Below are 16,618 nucleotides of genomic sequence, written 5' to 3' on the forward strand. Positions count from 1 at the left end.
GCTGTATTGTCGACGTCCTTCAACAACGGAGCTGTCATGCAGGCGGACACGCTGGACGGGATGAGCGGCCGGGAGTCGAATCTTGGCTACCGGATGGGGACGGAGCTGACGGCGGTGGCGTCGTTCGGAAACCGTCACGCCCCGGGCCGACTCGTGCGGCTCTCGTTGGAGCACCTGACGCTGCACCTGGACGGGCAGACGACGCTGGAGCCGGGGCAGGCCGCGTCCGTGGTGCTGGGCCATGGTGAGCGCTGGGCCACCGCGCTGGACGCGGAGGTGATGGACGTGCGCGGCGCGCCGGAGGTGAGCCTGCGCTTCGTGGCGCCGCCGCTGGACGCGGGCCGCCGCATCGTCTCCGTGCTGGAGGCGCTGCGCGACAACGGCCTGCTGCTGCCGCCCGAGACGCGGCCGGTGTGGCGGGAGAACATCGACCACGCGGACCGCGTGGCGCGCATCTGCGCGGCGCTGGCGGCGCGGCGGGCGCGTGGCGTGGCGCGGCTTCCGGACGGCAGCAAGGTGGAGGTGACGGCGGACTTCTTCGACGCGCTCGAGGGGCAGATGGGCTGGCGCTTCGACGGCGTGCCGCCCCCGGCGCCCTTCGTCCTGGAGATGTACGGCTACAGCAGCGTGGTGCACCTGGACGTGCGCGAGGCGCGCAACGTGTCCGGCGTGGTGGTGATGCCGGCGCCGAAGGAGCTGGTGCGCTACCGCCACCGCTGGCTGCGCCGCGCGCCGCCGAGCAGCCCGTGCACGCTGTCCTTCGACCACCCGCTGTGGCCGCAGGTGCACGTGAAGCGGCCGGTGCTGGACCTGTCGTATGAGGGCCTGGCCTTCATGACGGAGCCGGGCGAGGACCTGCTGTACCCGGGCCTGCGGCAGCCGGTGCTGGAGGTGGCCATGGACGGCCTGGCCCCGGTGCGGCTACGCGCGGAGGTGCGCAACATCTCCAGCACGGCGACGGGCCGGCGGTGCGGCATGTCGGTGCGGCCGCTGGACGCGCAGGGCGCGAAGGCGTGGCGCGCGCTGGTGGAGGCGCAGATGCACCCCACCACCAAGGTGGAGGGCGAGTGGGGCGACGCCACGTGGAAGCTCTTCGAGCGCTCGGGCTACTTCCGGCTGCCGGGCAAGTCGCCGGAGGACTTCGAGGACGTGCGCCCGACGTACGACGCGACTCAGGCGCGGCTGGAGGGCCGGACGAGCCTGGGCTACCGGGTGGTGCGTCCGGCGGGTGAGATGCTGGAGGCCTCGCTGTCGGTGGCGAAGCCGTACGAGGGCAGCTGGATGACGCACCAGCTCGCGCGCCAGCAGGTGCCGGGCTCGCGCCTCACCGCGAGGGATGCGCTGCGCGACATCTACCTGCGCGGCTACGAGCCCACGCAGGTGGACCCGGACGTGAAGTGGTTCTTCGCCTTCTGCGAGGCGAACGTGCGCTGGGTGCGCTTCACCAAGTTCGACTTCGCGACCTGGTACGAGCACACGGGGCAGACGTGCCTCGTCCCCTTCCGCCTCATGGAGGCCGAGGTGGAGCGGCCGTGGGAGGTGCCGGTGGGCATCGACGTGGGCACGCCCACGGCGGAAGAGCGCGAGCGCTTCTTCGCGCAGGTGTCCAGCACGCGCCCGGTGGCGTACCGCGAGGCGCTGGACCTGGTGCCCGAGCGCTTCGACCTGCTCGCCGCGAAGGCGCAGTGGGGCGAGGCGGGCCTGGGCCGCGAGCGCACGCTGCTGGTGGCGCGGCACGGCGGCCAGCCGGTGGCCTTCGCGGTGGTGGAGTCCGCGCAGCAGGGGCTGAACCTCTTCAACGTGCTGGACGGTGTGCGGCTGGTGTCGCTGGTGGACGACTCGCTGCCCGAGGCGCAGGACGCGCTGGTGGCGCTGCTGTCGCACGCGGCGGACTGGTACCGCGCGCGGGGCCGCAAGGTGTTCGTCCACTACGTCGAGTCGGACAACGTGATGTACGTGGAGCGCGCCGCCCTGGCGGACCTGGGCGAGGGCAAGCTGTGGGTCATCTCCGCCAGCCTGCTGCCCGAGTTCCTCGAGCACCTGCACGAGTCCACCACGCCCCGCGGGGCGTAGTGGCGGGCCTCACGCTCCGGAGCCGCTGACCCGCGCGGCGGCTTCCGCGCGGGCAGTTCCGGACGAAGGCGTCAGACGCCCTCGTCTTCGTCGGGGTCCGGGTAGGACTCCAGCTCCTCGTCCTCCTCGACGTGGGCGTGGGCGTGGCTCTTCTTGCCCTTGCCCTCGCCGCGGCCACCCGTGGGGGCCGCGGCCAGGTCCGAGTCCGCGGCCACCACGTACCACTGGCGGCCCTGCTGGATTCGGCGCAGCAGCCCTTCCTGCTCCAGCGCGGCCAGCAGCCGGGCGAAGGTGGAGAAGCCGTGCTCGCGCTCGTCGAAGTCCGGCTCCTTGCGGACGATGGCTTCCTTGATGAGCGACGGATTCACCGCGCCCGTCGCACGGGCGAGCATGCTCTGCACCACCTCGCGGGCGATGTCCGGCACCTCCGTCCGCGCCTGCTGGCCCTTGGCGCTGGGCGCCGCCGCGGCCTCGGCCTTGCCGCCGCGGTCGCGTCCATGGCGGCCACGCTTGCCGTGCCCGGCCTCCTCGGCGACCACGCTCTGCCGGCCCTTGTCACCCTTGTCCTTGTCCGAGCGCGACGCGCGCGGGCGCAGGTAGATGAACTCGTCACACGCCTTCACGAAGAGGGGGGACGTGGACTCCTTCACCGCGAGGCCAATCACGGTGCGGCCATTCTCGCGCAGCTTGTAGGCCAGCGGACAGAAGTCGCTGTCGCCCGAGCCGATGACGAAGGTGTCGATGCTCTCTCTCGCGTAGCACAGCTCCAGCGCGTCGATGACCAGGCGCATGTCCGCGCCGTTCTTCCCCGCGCGCGTGGAGGGCGGCACGTCCAGCAGCTCCACGCCGAACTCGTGCAGGCGAATCTTGGCCTCGGCGAAGCGGGACCAGTCGCAGTACGCGCGGCGGTAGACGACCTTGCCCTTCTCCAGCAGGCGGTCGAGCGACGGCTGCAGGTCGAAGCTCGCGGAGCTGATTCCGGTGTTGGTGACCAGGTTCTCGAAGTCGATGAACAAGGCGATGCGGTGCTCTTCGGTGCGACCGTTCACGTGCGGCCTCTGCGTGTTGCCGCCCCAGCAGAGGCGGTGGATGGGTCCGGGCACGCTCGCGGTGGAGCCGGGCCGGACAGCCCACCCTAGCCCTTTCCCGGCGGTATGGGGCGGTTGCCTTCGTGGGGTGAACACTCGCGAGCTGTGTCCGCACTGTCGGCATGCACTCAAGCGGCGGGAGGCGCGCTTCCGGCACGCGGCGCGAGCGAAGGCCCGTCGCGCGGGGTGGTGGCCGGGCCTTGGTACGTCCGACTCCGGGACGCCGGGTCCGGCCGCGACACCCAGTCCTAGCTTCAGGGGAACGGGTCGAAGGACCCCCAAGCCCGGAGCAGGACCCATGACACGGAAGATTCCCAGCACGTGGCGCGCCTTCGCGCTGGCGGCGCCCTCGCTGACGGCGCTGCTGTTACCCGTGGCCGCGCCCGCACGCGACCCCGAGCAGCCCACGGAGGAGCGCAAGCGAGAGGGCCGGGACGACCTGACGGTCGATGGCGGGCGCGCGGGCTCCTCCAACCCCTTCGTCGACACCACCACCGGCAGCACGGGGATTGGCATCCAGCTCAACGGCGCGGGCATGCCGGTGCGGCGGGTGACGCCGGACGAGGGCCGGATGCGCGAGCTGACCGGAGAGGTGGTGAAGCTCAACGGCCAGGTGCTCTACGTGCAGACCGAGCCAGGCGCGGTGGTGCCGCTGGACTTGAGCGCGCTCCAGCTGCGCAAGGCGCCGGAGAAGGGGCAGGTGGTGGTGGCCGTCTACCAGGTGGAGAACAAGACGGAGAACGTCGCGCTGTCGCTCGCGGGTGAGGTCTCCGAGCCGGGCTGAGCAGCGCCGGGGTGAGCGCGGGGGGGCTGCCCTCACTCCTCCGGGTGGAGCTGGACCAGCGAGGGCAGCTCCGGCGCCCGGGCGCGCAGGCGGGGCTTGGGACGGATGGCCACCGGGACGCGAGAGGCCGCGAGCAGCTCGAAGTCGAACACGTTGTCGCCGAAGGCCGCGTAGAGCGGGTCGGGCGTGCGGGAGCGCAGGCAGCTCACCTTGCCCGCCGCGTAGGGGATGGGCTCGAGGATGGAGGCCAGCACCGTGCCGTCCTCCACGCGCGGCGTGCACGCGAGCACGTTGGCGGGATTCAGCCCCACCTCCACCACCGCGGCCTCCACCACCGCGAGCGGTGACGCGCTGACCACGTAGCAGGGGATGCCCCGGCCGAGTGCCCACTCCACCACGCGGCACGTCTCCGGGTGCAGGCGCCGCTTCACCTCGCGCCGGGCCACCACGTCGCGGGCGAAGGCGCGCACGGCGTCCACGCGCCAGCCGGCGAAGAGCCACGCCACCATTTCATAGATTTCCTTCTCCGGAATGCGCCCCGCCTCGAAGGCGGCGAACAGCTGGTGCGCCAGCTCGCGAGCCTCCAGGCCCGGCGTCATGCCGTGGGCCGCGCCCAGCCGCTCCAGCGCCGCGTGGGCCTCCGGGCGGATGCCGCCGTGCTCCAGCAGGGCGAGGAAGAGGTCGTCTCCCACGTCTCCGCTCCACAGCGTGCCGTCTCCGTCGAACGCCAGCACTCCGCCGGGCGCCCGTGCGGCCTCCTGGCCGATGCGCTCCAGCGTCTCCTCCACGCGCTCCATCTTCATGGGCGCGCATCCTCCCCCGGGCCCGGGGGTGCCGTCACCTGCCGGGGCCCGCGCGCGCTCCGGAGCGTGAGCGGGGAGGCGAGCACCGGCCCTCGCCACCCCGGGCCGATGGGGACGGCTGCCTGCGCCCCCGCCGCCGGCCCGCCTCGGTCACTTCGTCGCCGCGCCGCGCACCTCGTTGAGGACGCTCAGGTCCACCAGGCCGTTGATGTCCGCATCGGTGGTGAAGCCCAGCTCCTTCGCGTGCTGCGCGGCGGTGGCCAGCGCGGAGGGCACCGGGTCCAGGCTGGGCTCCAGCCGCGAGAAGGACGCCTGGATGATGGGTCCGGGCATGGGCTTGTGGGTGAGCCGGCCGAAGGCGGCGTTGACCGAGGTGGTGAAGCTGGCGGGGTCATTCTTCCACCGCTCGGTGAGCTGCACGTGCACGCGCAGCAGCGCGGCCACGCGCGGGCGCTGCGTCTCCAGCACCTTGCGCGTCGTCACGATGACTGTCGTGGGGAAGCGGCGGTCGGGCCACAGCTCGCGCTCGTCCAAGAGGATGTGGCCGCCACCCTCGGCCACCATGCGCGCGCCCCACGGCTCGGGCACCCAGGCGCCCTCGATTCCGCCATTCAGGAACTGGCCGAGGATGTCCGGGTTGCTCAGCGGGATGATTTGCACGTCGCCGGTGCCCTGCAGGTTGGTGGCGAGCCCCTTCTGCTTCAGCCAGTAGCGCAGGGCGATGTCCTGCGTGTTGCCCAGCTGCGGGGTGGCCAGCTTCTTCCCCTTCAGCTCCTCGGCGGACTTCGCGGTGCGCACCACCAGCACCGCGCCGCCATTCACCGCGCCGGAGATGATGCGCAGCTCCCGCCCGGCCTTGAGGAACGTGTTGATGGCGGGACCGCTGCCCACATAGGACACGTCCAGCGAGCCGGCCACCAGCGCCTCCATGGCGGCGGGGCCGGCGTTGAACTGCTTCACCTCCAGGCGTCCCACGCCGGGCTGCGAGCCGAAGGCGCCCTCGGCGTTGCCCACCAGCGCCTGGGCATGGGTGATGTTGGGGAAGAAGCCCAGCCGCAGCGGGGCATCCGGACTGCCGGGCGCGGGCTCGCGCTTGCAGCCGGCACCGAGCACCGCCAATCCGGCGAGCACGAATAGAAACAGGGAGCGGGTTGCACGCATAGGCCGCCAAGAAAGGTACGGGCAGGCGGGATTTCAACGTACGCCGGGACGAAGCGTCGGCCGGCTTACGTCCAGTGCGTCACATCGTCCCGGTGAGCCCCCAGCGGCGCCGCAGCCGGCCCTCCACCGTCTGGAAGAGGACACGGTCCACGGTAATCCCGATGAGGATGATGGCCACCATGACGGCCATCACCTGGGACACGTCCATCAGCTCGCGGCCCACGGTGAGCAGCTGCCCCAGGCCGCCGGAGACGAAGAGCAGCTCCCCGGCCAGCAGCGCGCGCCAGGCGAAGCTCCACCCCAGCTTGAGGCCGGTGACGATGCCGGGCAGGGCCGCCGGCAGCATGACGCCGAACTGGAAGCGCAGGCCCGTCACGCCCAGGGTGCTGGCCACGCGCACCAGCTGCGGGTCCACGCCCTTGACGCTGTCCTCGGTGGCGATGGCGATGCCCAGCACGCTGCCCATGACGACGACGAAGAGGATGGCGGTGTCCGTCAGCCCGAACCACAGCAGCGCCAGCGGCAGCCAGCAGATGGAGGGCAGTGCCTGCAGGCCCATGACGAAGGGCTTCACTCCGTTGCGGAAGAAGGACAGGCGCGCCATCAGCAGCCCCAGCGGCACGCCGATGGCCACCGACATGAGGTATGCGCGGCCCAGCCGTCCCAGCGAGCGCAGCGTGGCCTCCGCCATGCGGCCGTCGCCGACCATGGCGAGCAGGCTCTTCCCCACCGTGAGCGGCCCCGGGAAGAGGTGGGGCGACCAGACGCCCAGCCTCGCCACCAGCTCCCAGCTTCCCAGCAGCAACACGAACATGCCCAGCTTCTGGATGTAGCCCTTCATGGCGCACCTCGGTTCACCGCGCGGGGCGGGGCATCCCTTGCGTGGGCAGGGCGGGACGCTCGGTGCCGCGTGAAGGCGTGCGCCGGGAGGAGGGCTCCACGCTTCCGGGCTCCTCCACGTCGCGCAGCAGGCCGCGCACGTGCCGGACCATCTCGTTGAGCGCGGCGTCCTCCGGCTTGCGCGGCATGGGCAGGTGGACCTCCAGGTCCCGCACCACGCGGCCCGGCCGGGGGGCCATGAGGACCACGCGCGTGCCGAGCATCAGCGCCTCGTGCACGTCGTGGGTGACGAACACCACCGTCTTGCCGGTGCGCAGCCAGATGGATTGAAGCAGCTCCTGCATGTGGATGCGCGTCTGCGCGTCCAGCGAGCCGAAGGGCTCGTCCATCAGGAGCACGGCCGGGTCCATGGACAGCGCGCGGGCCAGCGAGGCGCGCATCTTCATGCCGCCGGAGAGCTGGTGGGGCAGGGTGTCCTCGAAGCCGGTGAGCTGCACGCGGCGGATGTACTGGTCCGCGCGCTCGCGACGCTGCGAGCGGGGCACGCCCTTGGCGGCCAGGGCGAAGGTGATGTTTCCGCGCACGGTGAGCCACGGGAACAGGGCCGCCTCCTGGAACATCAGCAGCCGGTCCGGCCCGGGGCCGTGGATGTGCTTCCCATCGATGGACACGGTGCCACCGGTGGGCTCCACCTGCCCCGCCAGCGCGTAGAGGAGCGTGGACTTGCCGCACCCGGACGGGCCCAGCAGGCAGACGAACTCGCCCGAGCGCACGTTGAGGTCCACGTCCTGGAGCGCGACCACCTTGTTGGAGTACTGGTGGCCCAGCTGGGCGACGGAAATCTTCGCCCGGTCCGCCGCCACGTGGGCCGGCCGGAGCAGGCGCAGCGAACTTCGCCATCGGCCGAGTAACGCGCGGAGCATCGGCCACAAGCTACGCACGTAGGTGCAGGTGGGAAGTGGGGATGTAACAGTCCTGCCCTCGGGGGCTCCCCCGCCTGCCTGCTGCCTCCCCTGTGTCGGAGGCCCATGTCTTGGATTCGTCCTTTGGACACCTGTGCCCGGGTCCAGCCCCCCTGCGGCGACAAGGTAGGGACGCGGGCGCGGGCTGCTCTCGTCCGCCCGCCCGGCCGTCCCAGCCTTTGGGGCAGGGGGAGCGGCGGTGGGGGCCCGCCCGTCAGCGGGTGGCGCCGCGCTCCGCGCGCCGGTGGGCCCGCGTCCTCACCGCGAGCCAGCCGGCGAAGACGAGCAGCAGCACGCCCACGCTGGTGAAGGCGCCGCCCACGCGCAGCGACGCGTGCCGGTCATCCCGCACCACTTCCAGCGGGGCCTCGCGGGGCGCGGCGAGCCAGGCCTTCACCCGGGCCTCCACGCGCGTGGCCTCGGCCTCGTCGGTGGCCCACTGCTGGAAGAGGGGGAGCTTCCCCCGCGCCGTCTCCAGCTCCGGCCGGAAGATGGGGACGCTGTTGCGGCGGGCGCTGCGGGTGCGCTCCACCTTCACGCCCTGGACTTCGTCCAGCGTGAAGCGCGCCACCTCCTCGCGGGTGAGCCAGCCGGCGCGGGTGAGGCTGCACGGGCCGCCCGGCTCGCAGCGCAGCTCCACGCGCGCCTTCGTGTCCAGCAGGTACGGGCCGAGCAGGAGGAAGGGCAGCGCCAGCAGCACGCAGGCCGCGGCGCCAATGGCGGTGGAGCGGCTGCGGCGGGGCTCCTCGTCCAGGGGGAGGGTGGGGGCGGAGGGCTCGCTCACGGCCCCTCTCATAGACCCGGGAGGCCCCGGGGGGCAGGGGTTTCGTACGCGCCCCGGGCGTTGCCCCCTGGGCAGCGACCTGGCGGGCGCTGTGCACCAGCGGACCTGTCGCCCCACCTTACCGTGCGCGCATGAGGTGCGTCCGGCAGGAGTCAGGCTGTCCGGACGCGACGGCACGCGCCTGGACGCCAAGGAGCCCGCGCATGAAGGCCGTCGCCGTCTTCCCGAAGCAACGCGAGGTGCGCGTCATCGACGCCCCCGAGCCGCGGCTCCAGGCCCCCACCCAGGTGAAGGTGCGCACGCGCGAGGTGGGCGTGTGCGGCACGGACAAGGACATCCTCCAGTTCCTCTACGGCACGCCGCCACCCGGCTCGGAGTACCTCATCCCCGGCCACGAGTGCCTGGGCGAGGTGGTGGAGGTGGGCGACGCCGTGCGCGGCCTCCAGCGCGGAGACTTCGTCGTGCCCCGCGTGCGCCGCCCCTGCCCGCATGCCACCTGCCCCGCGTGCCGGCACGGGCACCCGGACTTCTGCGTCACCGGCGACTACACCGAGCGCGGCATCAAGGAAGCGCACGGCTTCTGCGCGGAGCACTTCGTGGAGGACGTGGCGTACCTGCACCGCGTCACCCCCGAGCTGCGCGAGGTGGCGGTGCTCACCGAGCCGCTGACGATTGCCGAGAAGTCCCTGCGTGAGGTGAAGCGCATCCAGGAGCGGCTGCCGTGGAAGCCCGGGCCAGGCCGAGCGGTGGTGCTGGGGGCGGGGCCGGTGGGGCAGCTCGGCGCCATGGCGCTGCTGCGCCAGGGCTACGCCACCACGGTGTACTCACGCAGCCCCAAGCCCAACGTCAAGGCGGAGGCCGCCGAGGCAGTGGGCGCTCCCTATCTCTCCTCCAAGGAGGTGTCCCCGGAGGAGCTGGTCCGCCAGGCGGGCGCCCCGGACGTCATCTACGAGGCGACTGGCACGGCGAAGGCGTCCTTCGAGGCGCTGAGGGCGCTGGGGCACAACGGTGTCTTCGTCTTCACGGGGCTGCCGTCGCACGCGGAGCCGTTGTCACTGGATGGAGCCGCGCTGCTCAAGCAATTGGTGCTGGAGAACCAGGTGGTGCTGGGCACGGTGAACGCGGCCGACTCGGACTTCGAGGCGGCGCTGGAAGACTTGGGCCGCTTCCGTGCCCGCTGGCCGGGCGGGCTGGAGCGGCTCATCACCGCCCGCCATCCGCCGGAGGACTTCGCGGACGTGGTGACGGGCCGAAAAGGTGGCGGCGGCATCAAGCACGTCATCACCTTCGGAGGAGGCACACGGTGAGGAGGCGCCCGATATGAAGGAAACCAGAAGCAGCATCGTGGCGGGCCATTCGGTGCCGATTGAGGACCACGGCATCATCGGCGACCTGCGGACGGTGGCGCTGATAGGCAACGAGGGCACGCTCGACTGGCTGTGCTACCCCCACTTCGACAGCCCGAGCGTCTTCGGCGCGCTGCTGGACCCGGACCGGGGTGGCCACTGGCGCATCGCCCCCACGCCGGATGGGGTGCTGAAGAAACAGTTCTACTGGCCCGACACCAACGTGCTGGTGACGCGCTTCTACACGCCGGACGGCGTGGGCGAGCTGGTGGACTTCATGCCCATGTCGCGCCAGGGGCGGGGTGTGCGCGAGGTGCTGCGGCGCGTGCGCGTGGTGCGCGGGGAGATGTCCTTCCAGCTGGAGTGCTTCCCGGCCTTCAACTACGCCAGGGACTCGCACGAGACGCGCCTCATCCACGGCGGGGCCACCTTCTCGTCGGAGACGCTGAAGCTCACCCTGGTGTCCTCCGTGCCGCTGGAGAAGGCGGAGCGGGGCGTCCGCGCCAGCTTCACGCTGCATGAGAACCAGTCCGCCGTCTTCTCGCTGCGCGAGGGCGCGCGGCCGTCGTGTCAGGAGCTGGTGCACAGCCACGAGTCCGCGGAGGTGCTCTTCCGCGACACGGTGGACTACTGGCGCCACTGGCTGTCGGGCTGCAACTACCGGGGCCGCTGGCGCGAGACGGTGCAGCGCTCGGCGCTGGCGCTCAAGCTGATGACCTTCGAGCCGACGGGGGCGATTGTCGCGGCGCCCACGTGCAGCCTGCCCGAGTTTCCGGGCGGCACGCGCAACTGGGACTACCGCTTCTGCTGGCTGCGGGACGCGGCCTTCACCGTCTACGCCTTCCTGCGCATCGGCTTCAAGGACGAGGCGGCGGCCTTCATGCGCTGGGTGGAGAAGCGCTGCGCGGAGAATGGGGACGGGCCGCTGCCGCTGATGTTCGCGGTGGACGGCAGCCGGGTGCCGGACGAGGTGGAGCTGTCACACCTGTCCGGCTATGGCGGCGCGCGGCCGGTGCGCATCGGCAACGCGGCGGCGGACCAGCTGCAGCTGGACATCTACGGCGAGCTGATGGACTCGGTGTACCTGTCCAACAAGCACGCGGCGCCCATTTCGTATGACTTCTGGAGGCACCTGCGGCGGCTGGTGGACTGGGTGTGCAACCACTGGAACCAGCCGGACGAGGGCATCTGGGAGGTGCGCGGCGGGCGGCGGCACTTCGTGTACTCGAAGCTGATGTGCTGGGTGGCGGTGGACCGGGCCATCCGCCTGGCGGACAAGCGCAGCTTCCCGGCGGACCGGCCGAAGTGGCTGGCGGTGCGGGACACCCTCTTCGAGGACATCATGTCCCAGGGGTGGAGCCAGGAGCGCGAGGCCTTCATCCAGGCGTATGACCACGAGGCGCTGGACGCGGCGAACCTCCTGATGCCGCTGGTGTTCTTCCTGTCGCCGGTGGACCCGCGGATGCTGTCCACGCTGGACAGGATTCGGCGTCCGCCCTCGAAGGGCGGCCTGGTGTCGGACGGGCTGGTGTTCCGCTACGACGTGGACGCGACGCTGGACGGAATCCCGGGCCGCGAGGGCACCTTCAACCTGTGCAGCTTCTGGCTGGTGGAGGCCATGACGCGCGCCAGCGTGGCGAGGCCGGATTTGCTGGAGGAGGCGCGGCTGACCTTCGAGCGGATGCTGGGCTACGCCAACCACGTGGGGCTGTACGCGGAGCAGACGGGCATGTCCGGTGAGGCGCTGGGCAACTTCCCGCAGGCCCTCACACACCTGTCGCTCATCAGCGCCGCGTACAACCTGGACCGGACGCTGGGGGGGCGGGACTGAGGGCCCGGCGCGACGGACGGCTTCGCCTACACCCCGAGGAAATCCTCCCACGCTCCGGGCGTCACGATGCCCATGAGCTGGACGCCCAGGTCGCCCTTCCTGTGCACCACGATGTCCAGCGCGTCGAACAGCCGGGGGTCGTCCGCGAAGTCGCGGCGCTTGCGCTCCACCAGCAGCTCGAAGTCCCGGGTCATCTGCTCGCGGTCATCTTTCGGCATCCGTCGCAAGGTGGCGCGCGCCCGCTCCACCCAGCCCTTCTCCGGCTCCCACGTGTCCTGGACGACGGCGTTCCACGCGCTCATCGCCAGCGCCAGAATCAAGAAGAGCTCGTCCTGCGGGTCGACCAGGGACTCCACGTCTTCCAGCAGGGGCTTGGCGAACTCGAGCAGCGTCTCCGACACCTTCCGCGTGGGGACCTTGCGAAGCGGACGCTTCGAATGCGTGGGACGCCAGCCGGAGGACTTCGCCGGCAGCGCCTTGCCCACGTACTCGCCGGAGAAGAGCGGGAGGGGAATCTCCAGCCGCGCCCGGACCTGGACGTCGCCCACGAGAAGCACCACCTCCACCTCTCGCTCCTCGGGCTGTGCCGAGGCCAAGGCCAGGGCTCGGGCCACCGCTGCCGCCTCCAGCAACTCCTCGACGTTGGCCAGTCGCGGCGTGTTCCGCTGGATTCGCATCACCTCCGGGACGAAGGGCAGGCCGAAGGCTTGCTGCACTGCCTTCACCGCCCAGGATGGCTCGTCTTCGAGCGTCACCCCCAGCGAGTCCGGAATGAGCACGTCCAGGCCCTCGCGCGGAGGGCCAGACATCGCCATCCGCTCCACGGAGCCGGACCGGTCGAAGAGCGCGAAGCCGAACTCGCTTCCCCCGCCGCCCATGACGGACACCTCGCGGGTGCCCTGCACAGCGCCTTCGAGGTGGACGGTGAAGACCTCCTCGTTGGTCCACAGCTCCCAGGGCGCCTCGCGGATGAGGTCCGCGAAGCCCGAGAGGAGTGCATCCATGCGCTCCGGCGCCAGGTCGGATGGGGCATCAGGTCCCCAGTACAGGTGGACGGCCAGCACCGCTCGCAGCTTCGCGAGCGCGGAGGGCATGCGCCGCGACGCGTACCCGAAGGCGGCACCGGCGCGCGCAAGCCGGCCCTCGCAGTAGCGCTTGCGCCCCTCCAGCCCGCGCGCGAGCGCCTCCAGTCCTTCCGCATCCCGGCGACCCAGCACGGGCGGGAGCACCGCACCGTCGGAAGTCGCGGCGACGTAGAGGGCCGCGCGTCTGTCCAGGTGCGTGTCGATGGGGCCCAGCTTGAAGACGTAGGCCGAGCCAGGCTCGAGCGCTTCGTCCTTGCCGGCCGGCCGGCGAGGTGGGCGCTCCGCGGCATCCTGGAAGACTCGGCGCTGGGGGGCCGCCACGAGGGAGTCGATTAGCTCGGAGTCGATTAGCTCGGGCAGGGGCGGCTCGGCGGTGAACAGCTCCATCGCGCGTCGGAAGAGAAAGGGCGCGAGGCGTCGTACCTGGCGGTGGCGGCCGTCCACGTCCCCGGCGGGGAGCTGCCCGGCAAGCTCCTGGCGCGCGTCCGAGACGAAGTGCTCGGACAGAGGGGGTGGAACGAGGACCGGGCCGCCCACCAGCTCCAGGTGGCCCCCGGCGGGCATGGCCCAGGCGACCATGACGTCACCGTGAACCACCTGGAGGGTGAGGCTCCGCTCCCGCACCTCCAGCACTTCGTCGAGCAGCAAGTCCCTCAGCCGCAGCCCCGTTCCGAAGTGCACCTCCTCCACCTCGAAGACCGAGCACCAGGAGGCAGCCAGCGCGGCCATCAGGGCACGCTCGGCGCGGGGCAGGTGGGGCCCTTCTTTCAACAGCCGTCGGTCGGCGGCGGTCCGGCCCTCGGCGTCCTCGTGTCCATGGAGGAGCCAGGCCATGAGGTTGCTGCCCATCCAGGGGACGTCGTCGGCGCCCCAGGACTCCGGAAAGTCGGCGCGTGCCCGGGTGGCGATGTCGGGCTCGGACTCGGCGAAGGCGCGCAGCGCGGCCAGCCCTCGGGCGAAGGCATGGGGGCTCCAGGTAGTCATGGAAGCACACTACCTGCTGGGGTGGTCTTTCGCATGAGGGCCGTGCGGATTCCGCCCGCATTCGCCGGGTAGCGCACAGCGGTCCTGCACCGCGGCGTTGCCCAACGGGGCCCCCAGCTCCGCCCCACCCAGGGAGCAGGAGACAGAGGAAGGAACGTTCATTCCACGGCCGGCAGTTGCCCGGGGCCAGAACCACTGGCCCTCACGCTCCGTACTGAGGCGAAGCCGGCGGTCCACCGTCCCACGTGGCGCCCACCGGCTCGACAAGTGACCTCCAGTCATCTATAAGTGACTCAAGGTCATTTCCCACGAGGCTCTCTTGGCCGCTCCGACTCCCGCCGTTCCTGGTGCTCCGTCCCCGTCTCCCGCCGCGCCGGTCCGCCGGGGCTCGACGCTGCTCAAGGTGGTGGGCGCGGTGGTGGCGCTGCTGCTGCTCGCGGCCCTGGGCGTGCGCCTGCGCTACGGAGGCGGGGCGCCGTACCCGGACGTGACGGGCATGCCACTGCTGCCGGACAGCGCGCTGGAAGTCGCGGCGATGAGTCCGGAGCCCATCGGCAACCTGGCGGTGTCCTCCACGGGGCGGCTGTTCTTCACCATCCACCCGGAGAGCCGGCCCGAGGGCGCGAAGCTGCTGGAGTGGGTGGACGGCAAGGCGGTGCCGTACCCCACCGCGGAACTCCAGGCGAAGCTGTTCGAGACGCCGCTGGGCATTACCATCGACCGGCGCGACTGGCTGTGGACCATCGACCACGGCAATCACGGCATGGGCACGCCCCGGCTGCTGGCCTTCGAGCTGGCCACCGGCCACCTCGCGCACGAGTTCGTCTTCCCTCCGGACGTGGCGCCGCCGGGCTCGTTCCTCCAGGACCTGCGCGTGGACGTGAAGGGCGACGCGGTGTTCATCGCGGACGTGGCCTTCTGGCGGCGCGGGCCGGGGCTCGTCGTCTACGACGTGGCGGCGAAGCAGGCGCGCCGCGTGCTGAGCGGGCACCCGTCGGTGTTCCCCCAGGACTACATCATCCGCAATCCCATCAAGGAGATGGTGTTCTTCGGCGGGCTCGCAGCGCTGAAGGCGGGCGTGGACGGAATCGCCATGGACCCGTCGGGCGAGTGGGTGTGGTTCGCGGCGATGAACCACGACACCATGTACCGCGTGCGCGCGGCGGACCTGCGGGACGCCTCGCTCGGTGAGGCGGAGTTGGAGAAGCGGCTGCACGCGGTGGGCCGCAAGCCGCTGAATGACGGACTGAGCGCGGACGTGGAGGGCAACGTGCTCATCACCGACGTGGAGCACGGCGCCGTGCTGCGCATGAGCCCCGAGGGCCGGCTGGAGACGCTGGTGAAGTCGCCGCGCATCCGCTGGGCGGACGCGCTCAGCCACGGGCCGGACGGCTGGGTGTACCTGGCGGACAGCGCGATTCCGCACCAGATGCTCCAGTCGAAGGCGCACATCGCCGCGAACGCGCCCTATTACATCTACCGCTTCAAGTCCGGCATTGCGGGCGTCGCGGGCATGTGACGCCGTGGGGCCCGGCATCTTCAAGTCCGGCATCGCGGGTGTCGCAGGCATTTGATGTCGCGAGGCCCGGCGTCACCTCGTGGCATGCGACGCGGGCCCTGCCAGTCGTACCTCTGGGGCGAAGCCGGGCTCCTCGCGGCGCGCCGCCCGTGTCAGTCCCCCTCCAGCACCCCCGTCCGGGCAGCGCACCGGACGCACGGGAGGACACGGCCATGGGAGACCCACGCAATCCGAAGCGGGCACGCGAGCCCTGGAACCCCGAGCGCCTGCGCGTCTCCGAGTCCGAGGTGCGCGCCCTGGCCCCGTGGGTGACGGTGTCCGGAGGCTGGGCCTGGCACTTCATGGCCCCGCCGCACGAGGAGCTGAAGCTCTTCCACGACCACAAGGACGTGGACCTCTTCGTGGAGCCCTCGCGCTTCCCGGAGGTGGTGCCGGTGCTCACCGCCCGGGGCTACCACCGCATCTGGACGCGCTTCGACGCCACGTCCACGCACTTCTACCGCTACGCGCGGCACGACGCGGGCGGCAAGGTCATCCTCGACGTCTTCGTGCGGCGCGTGCCCTCCGTGGAGGCCGGCGGCGTGCGCGTGGTGGACCCGGCCACGCTGCTCACCTTCTACGGCGACATCCACAGCACGGACGACTGCGTGTCGGTGCTCGCGGCGCGCCGGCTGCTCGCCGCGGGCCACAGCCCCATCGGCCGGGCGGAGCTCGTCACCCGGCTCCACTGACTTCCGCGCGGGCACACTCCCGCGCGGAAGCGTCACGGGCCCGGAAGCGCGGACAGCACCCGCCGCGCTCCCGGGTCTCCACGTCACTGCACGTTGAAGTGGAAGTTGTTGCCGTAGTTCGAGTCCCACCCCTGGCAGCCCCAGCGGCTGGTGTTCTCGAACCAGATGGCCAGGTCGCCGCGTGTGTTGAGCGGGATGGAGGGCGGGGGCACGGTGGCGTAGGGCTTGGCGCCCGCCACCCAGATGGCCGGCTGCACGGGGCCGTTGTTCCACTTGTAGTAGGCGTAGATGCTCCAGCCCGGGTTGCCCATGTAGTCACCGCGGCACGTCGTCAGCCGGCTAGCGTCGTAGATGATGGCGGCCGTCTGGCCGTAGGGCAGCGGGTTGGAGGACGGGAAGACATTCCAGCCCTGCGACGGCGACTGGAAGGTGATGCTCGGCGTGGACTGCGACGCGGCCACGGTGCCGACGAGCAGCGCGGCGGTGGCGACGGTGGCGAGGAACCAACGGGAGGGATGACGCAACAAGGCGAAGCTCCTGGTTGAGGGGGCACTACATTGTAGATACGGAGGTGGAGAGCCCTGCCGGCTGTGTCGGCCGGTGGCGCCTCCTCGCGGGTTTGCCCCG

Annotated in this window: 14 protein-coding genes; 6 read left to right on the forward strand and 8 right to left on the reverse strand. The window is 71.4% G+C overall.

Annotated features, from left to right (window positions below):
• The first annotated feature begins 6 nt into the window (after positions 1-6).
• Positions 7-2,073, forward strand: coding sequence for a PilZ domain-containing protein (locus tag G4D85_RS10455; protein WP_338052885.1), 2,067 nt, complete (start codon positions 7-9; stop codon positions 2,071-2,073).
• Positions 2,074-2,144: 71 nt separating this feature from the next.
• On the opposite strand, the gene G4D85_RS10460 is transcribed toward G4D85_RS10455, so the two are convergent.
• Complete coding sequence (locus tag G4D85_RS10460; RefSeq protein ID WP_164010713.1) at positions 2,145-3,122, reverse strand: NYN domain-containing protein; 978 nt, start codon at positions 3,120-3,122, stop codon at positions 2,145-2,147.
• Positions 3,123-3,459: 337 nt separating this feature from the next.
• Here G4D85_RS10460 and G4D85_RS10465 point away from each other — a divergent pair, with 337 nt between their 5' ends.
• The gene (locus tag G4D85_RS10465) at positions 3,460-3,945 is read left to right on the forward strand and encodes a hypothetical protein (protein ID WP_164010715.1); all 486 of its coding nucleotides are present in this window, start codon (positions 3,460-3,462) and stop codon (positions 3,943-3,945) included.
• A 32-nt stretch (positions 3,946-3,977) separates the two neighbouring features.
• Here the strand turns inward: G4D85_RS10465 and G4D85_RS10470 are convergent, their stop codons facing one another.
• The 5 genes from G4D85_RS10470 to G4D85_RS10490 all read right to left on the reverse strand — a co-directional run bounded on the left by G4D85_RS10470 (position 3,978) and on the right by G4D85_RS10490 (position 8,495).
• Positions 3,978-4,748: an HAD family hydrolase gene (locus tag G4D85_RS10470; RefSeq protein ID WP_164010717.1), complete on the reverse strand. Its 771-nt coding sequence runs from the start codon at positions 4,746-4,748 to the stop codon at positions 3,978-3,980.
• Between the two features lie 150 nt (positions 4,749-4,898).
• Entirely contained in the window at positions 4,899-5,909 is a 1,011-nt protein-coding gene (locus G4D85_RS10475) for an ABC transporter substrate-binding protein (RefSeq protein WP_164010718.1), read from the reverse strand.
• Between the two features lie 79 nt (positions 5,910-5,988).
• Complete coding sequence (locus G4D85_RS10480) at positions 5,989-6,750, reverse strand: ABC transporter permease (protein WP_164010720.1); 762 nt, start codon at positions 6,748-6,750, stop codon at positions 5,989-5,991.
• Positions 6,751-6,763: 13 nt separating this feature from the next.
• Positions 6,764-7,672, reverse strand: coding sequence for an ABC transporter ATP-binding protein (locus G4D85_RS10485; RefSeq protein ID WP_164010722.1), 909 nt, complete (start codon positions 7,670-7,672; stop codon positions 6,764-6,766).
• Positions 7,673-7,925: 253 nt separating this feature from the next.
• Positions 7,926-8,495, reverse strand: a complete 570-nt coding sequence (locus G4D85_RS10490) for a hypothetical protein (RefSeq protein WP_240359195.1) — start codon at positions 8,493-8,495, stop codon at positions 7,926-7,928.
• Between the two features lie 203 nt (positions 8,496-8,698).
• Between G4D85_RS10490 and G4D85_RS10495 the strand changes: the two genes are divergently transcribed.
• Positions 8,699-9,802 carry a glucose 1-dehydrogenase gene (locus G4D85_RS10495; RefSeq protein ID WP_164010726.1) on the forward strand — a complete coding sequence of 368 codons (1,104 nt, stop codon included), beginning with the start codon at positions 8,699-8,701 and terminating at the stop codon, positions 9,800-9,802.
• Between the two features lie 13 nt (positions 9,803-9,815).
• On the forward strand, positions 9,816-11,672 hold the full coding sequence (locus tag G4D85_RS10500) for a glycoside hydrolase family 15 protein (RefSeq protein WP_164010728.1): 1,857 nt from the start codon (positions 9,816-9,818) through the stop codon (positions 11,670-11,672).
• Between the two features lie 26 nt (positions 11,673-11,698).
• Here the strand turns inward: G4D85_RS10500 and G4D85_RS10505 are convergent, their stop codons facing one another.
• Entirely contained in the window at positions 11,699-13,741 is a 2,043-nt protein-coding gene (locus tag G4D85_RS10505) for a hypothetical protein (protein ID WP_164010730.1), read from the reverse strand.
• A 319-nt stretch (positions 13,742-14,060) separates the two neighbouring features.
• Here G4D85_RS10505 and G4D85_RS10510 point away from each other — a divergent pair, with 319 nt between their 5' ends.
• Positions 14,061-15,260, forward strand: a complete 1,200-nt coding sequence (locus tag G4D85_RS10510) for an L-dopachrome tautomerase-related protein (protein ID WP_164010732.1) — start codon at positions 14,061-14,063, stop codon at positions 15,258-15,260.
• Between the two features lie 212 nt (positions 15,261-15,472).
• Complete coding sequence (locus G4D85_RS10515; protein WP_164010734.1) at positions 15,473-15,991, forward strand: hypothetical protein; 519 nt, start codon at positions 15,473-15,475, stop codon at positions 15,989-15,991.
• 83 nt (positions 15,992-16,074) lie between these two features.
• Here G4D85_RS10515 and G4D85_RS10520 read toward each other — a convergent pair whose 3' ends face one another.
• Positions 16,075-16,518 (reverse strand): DUF6209 family protein, encoded by a 444-nt coding sequence (locus G4D85_RS10520; RefSeq protein ID WP_164010736.1) that lies wholly within the window; start codon positions 16,516-16,518, stop codon positions 16,075-16,077.
• Positions 16,519-16,618: the final 100 nt, after the last annotated feature.

Origin of the sequence: Pyxidicoccus trucidator (genome assembly GCF_010894435.1) — a bacterium.
GTDB classification, from domain to species: Bacteria; Myxococcota; Myxococcia; order Myxococcales; family Myxococcaceae; genus Myxococcus; species Myxococcus trucidator.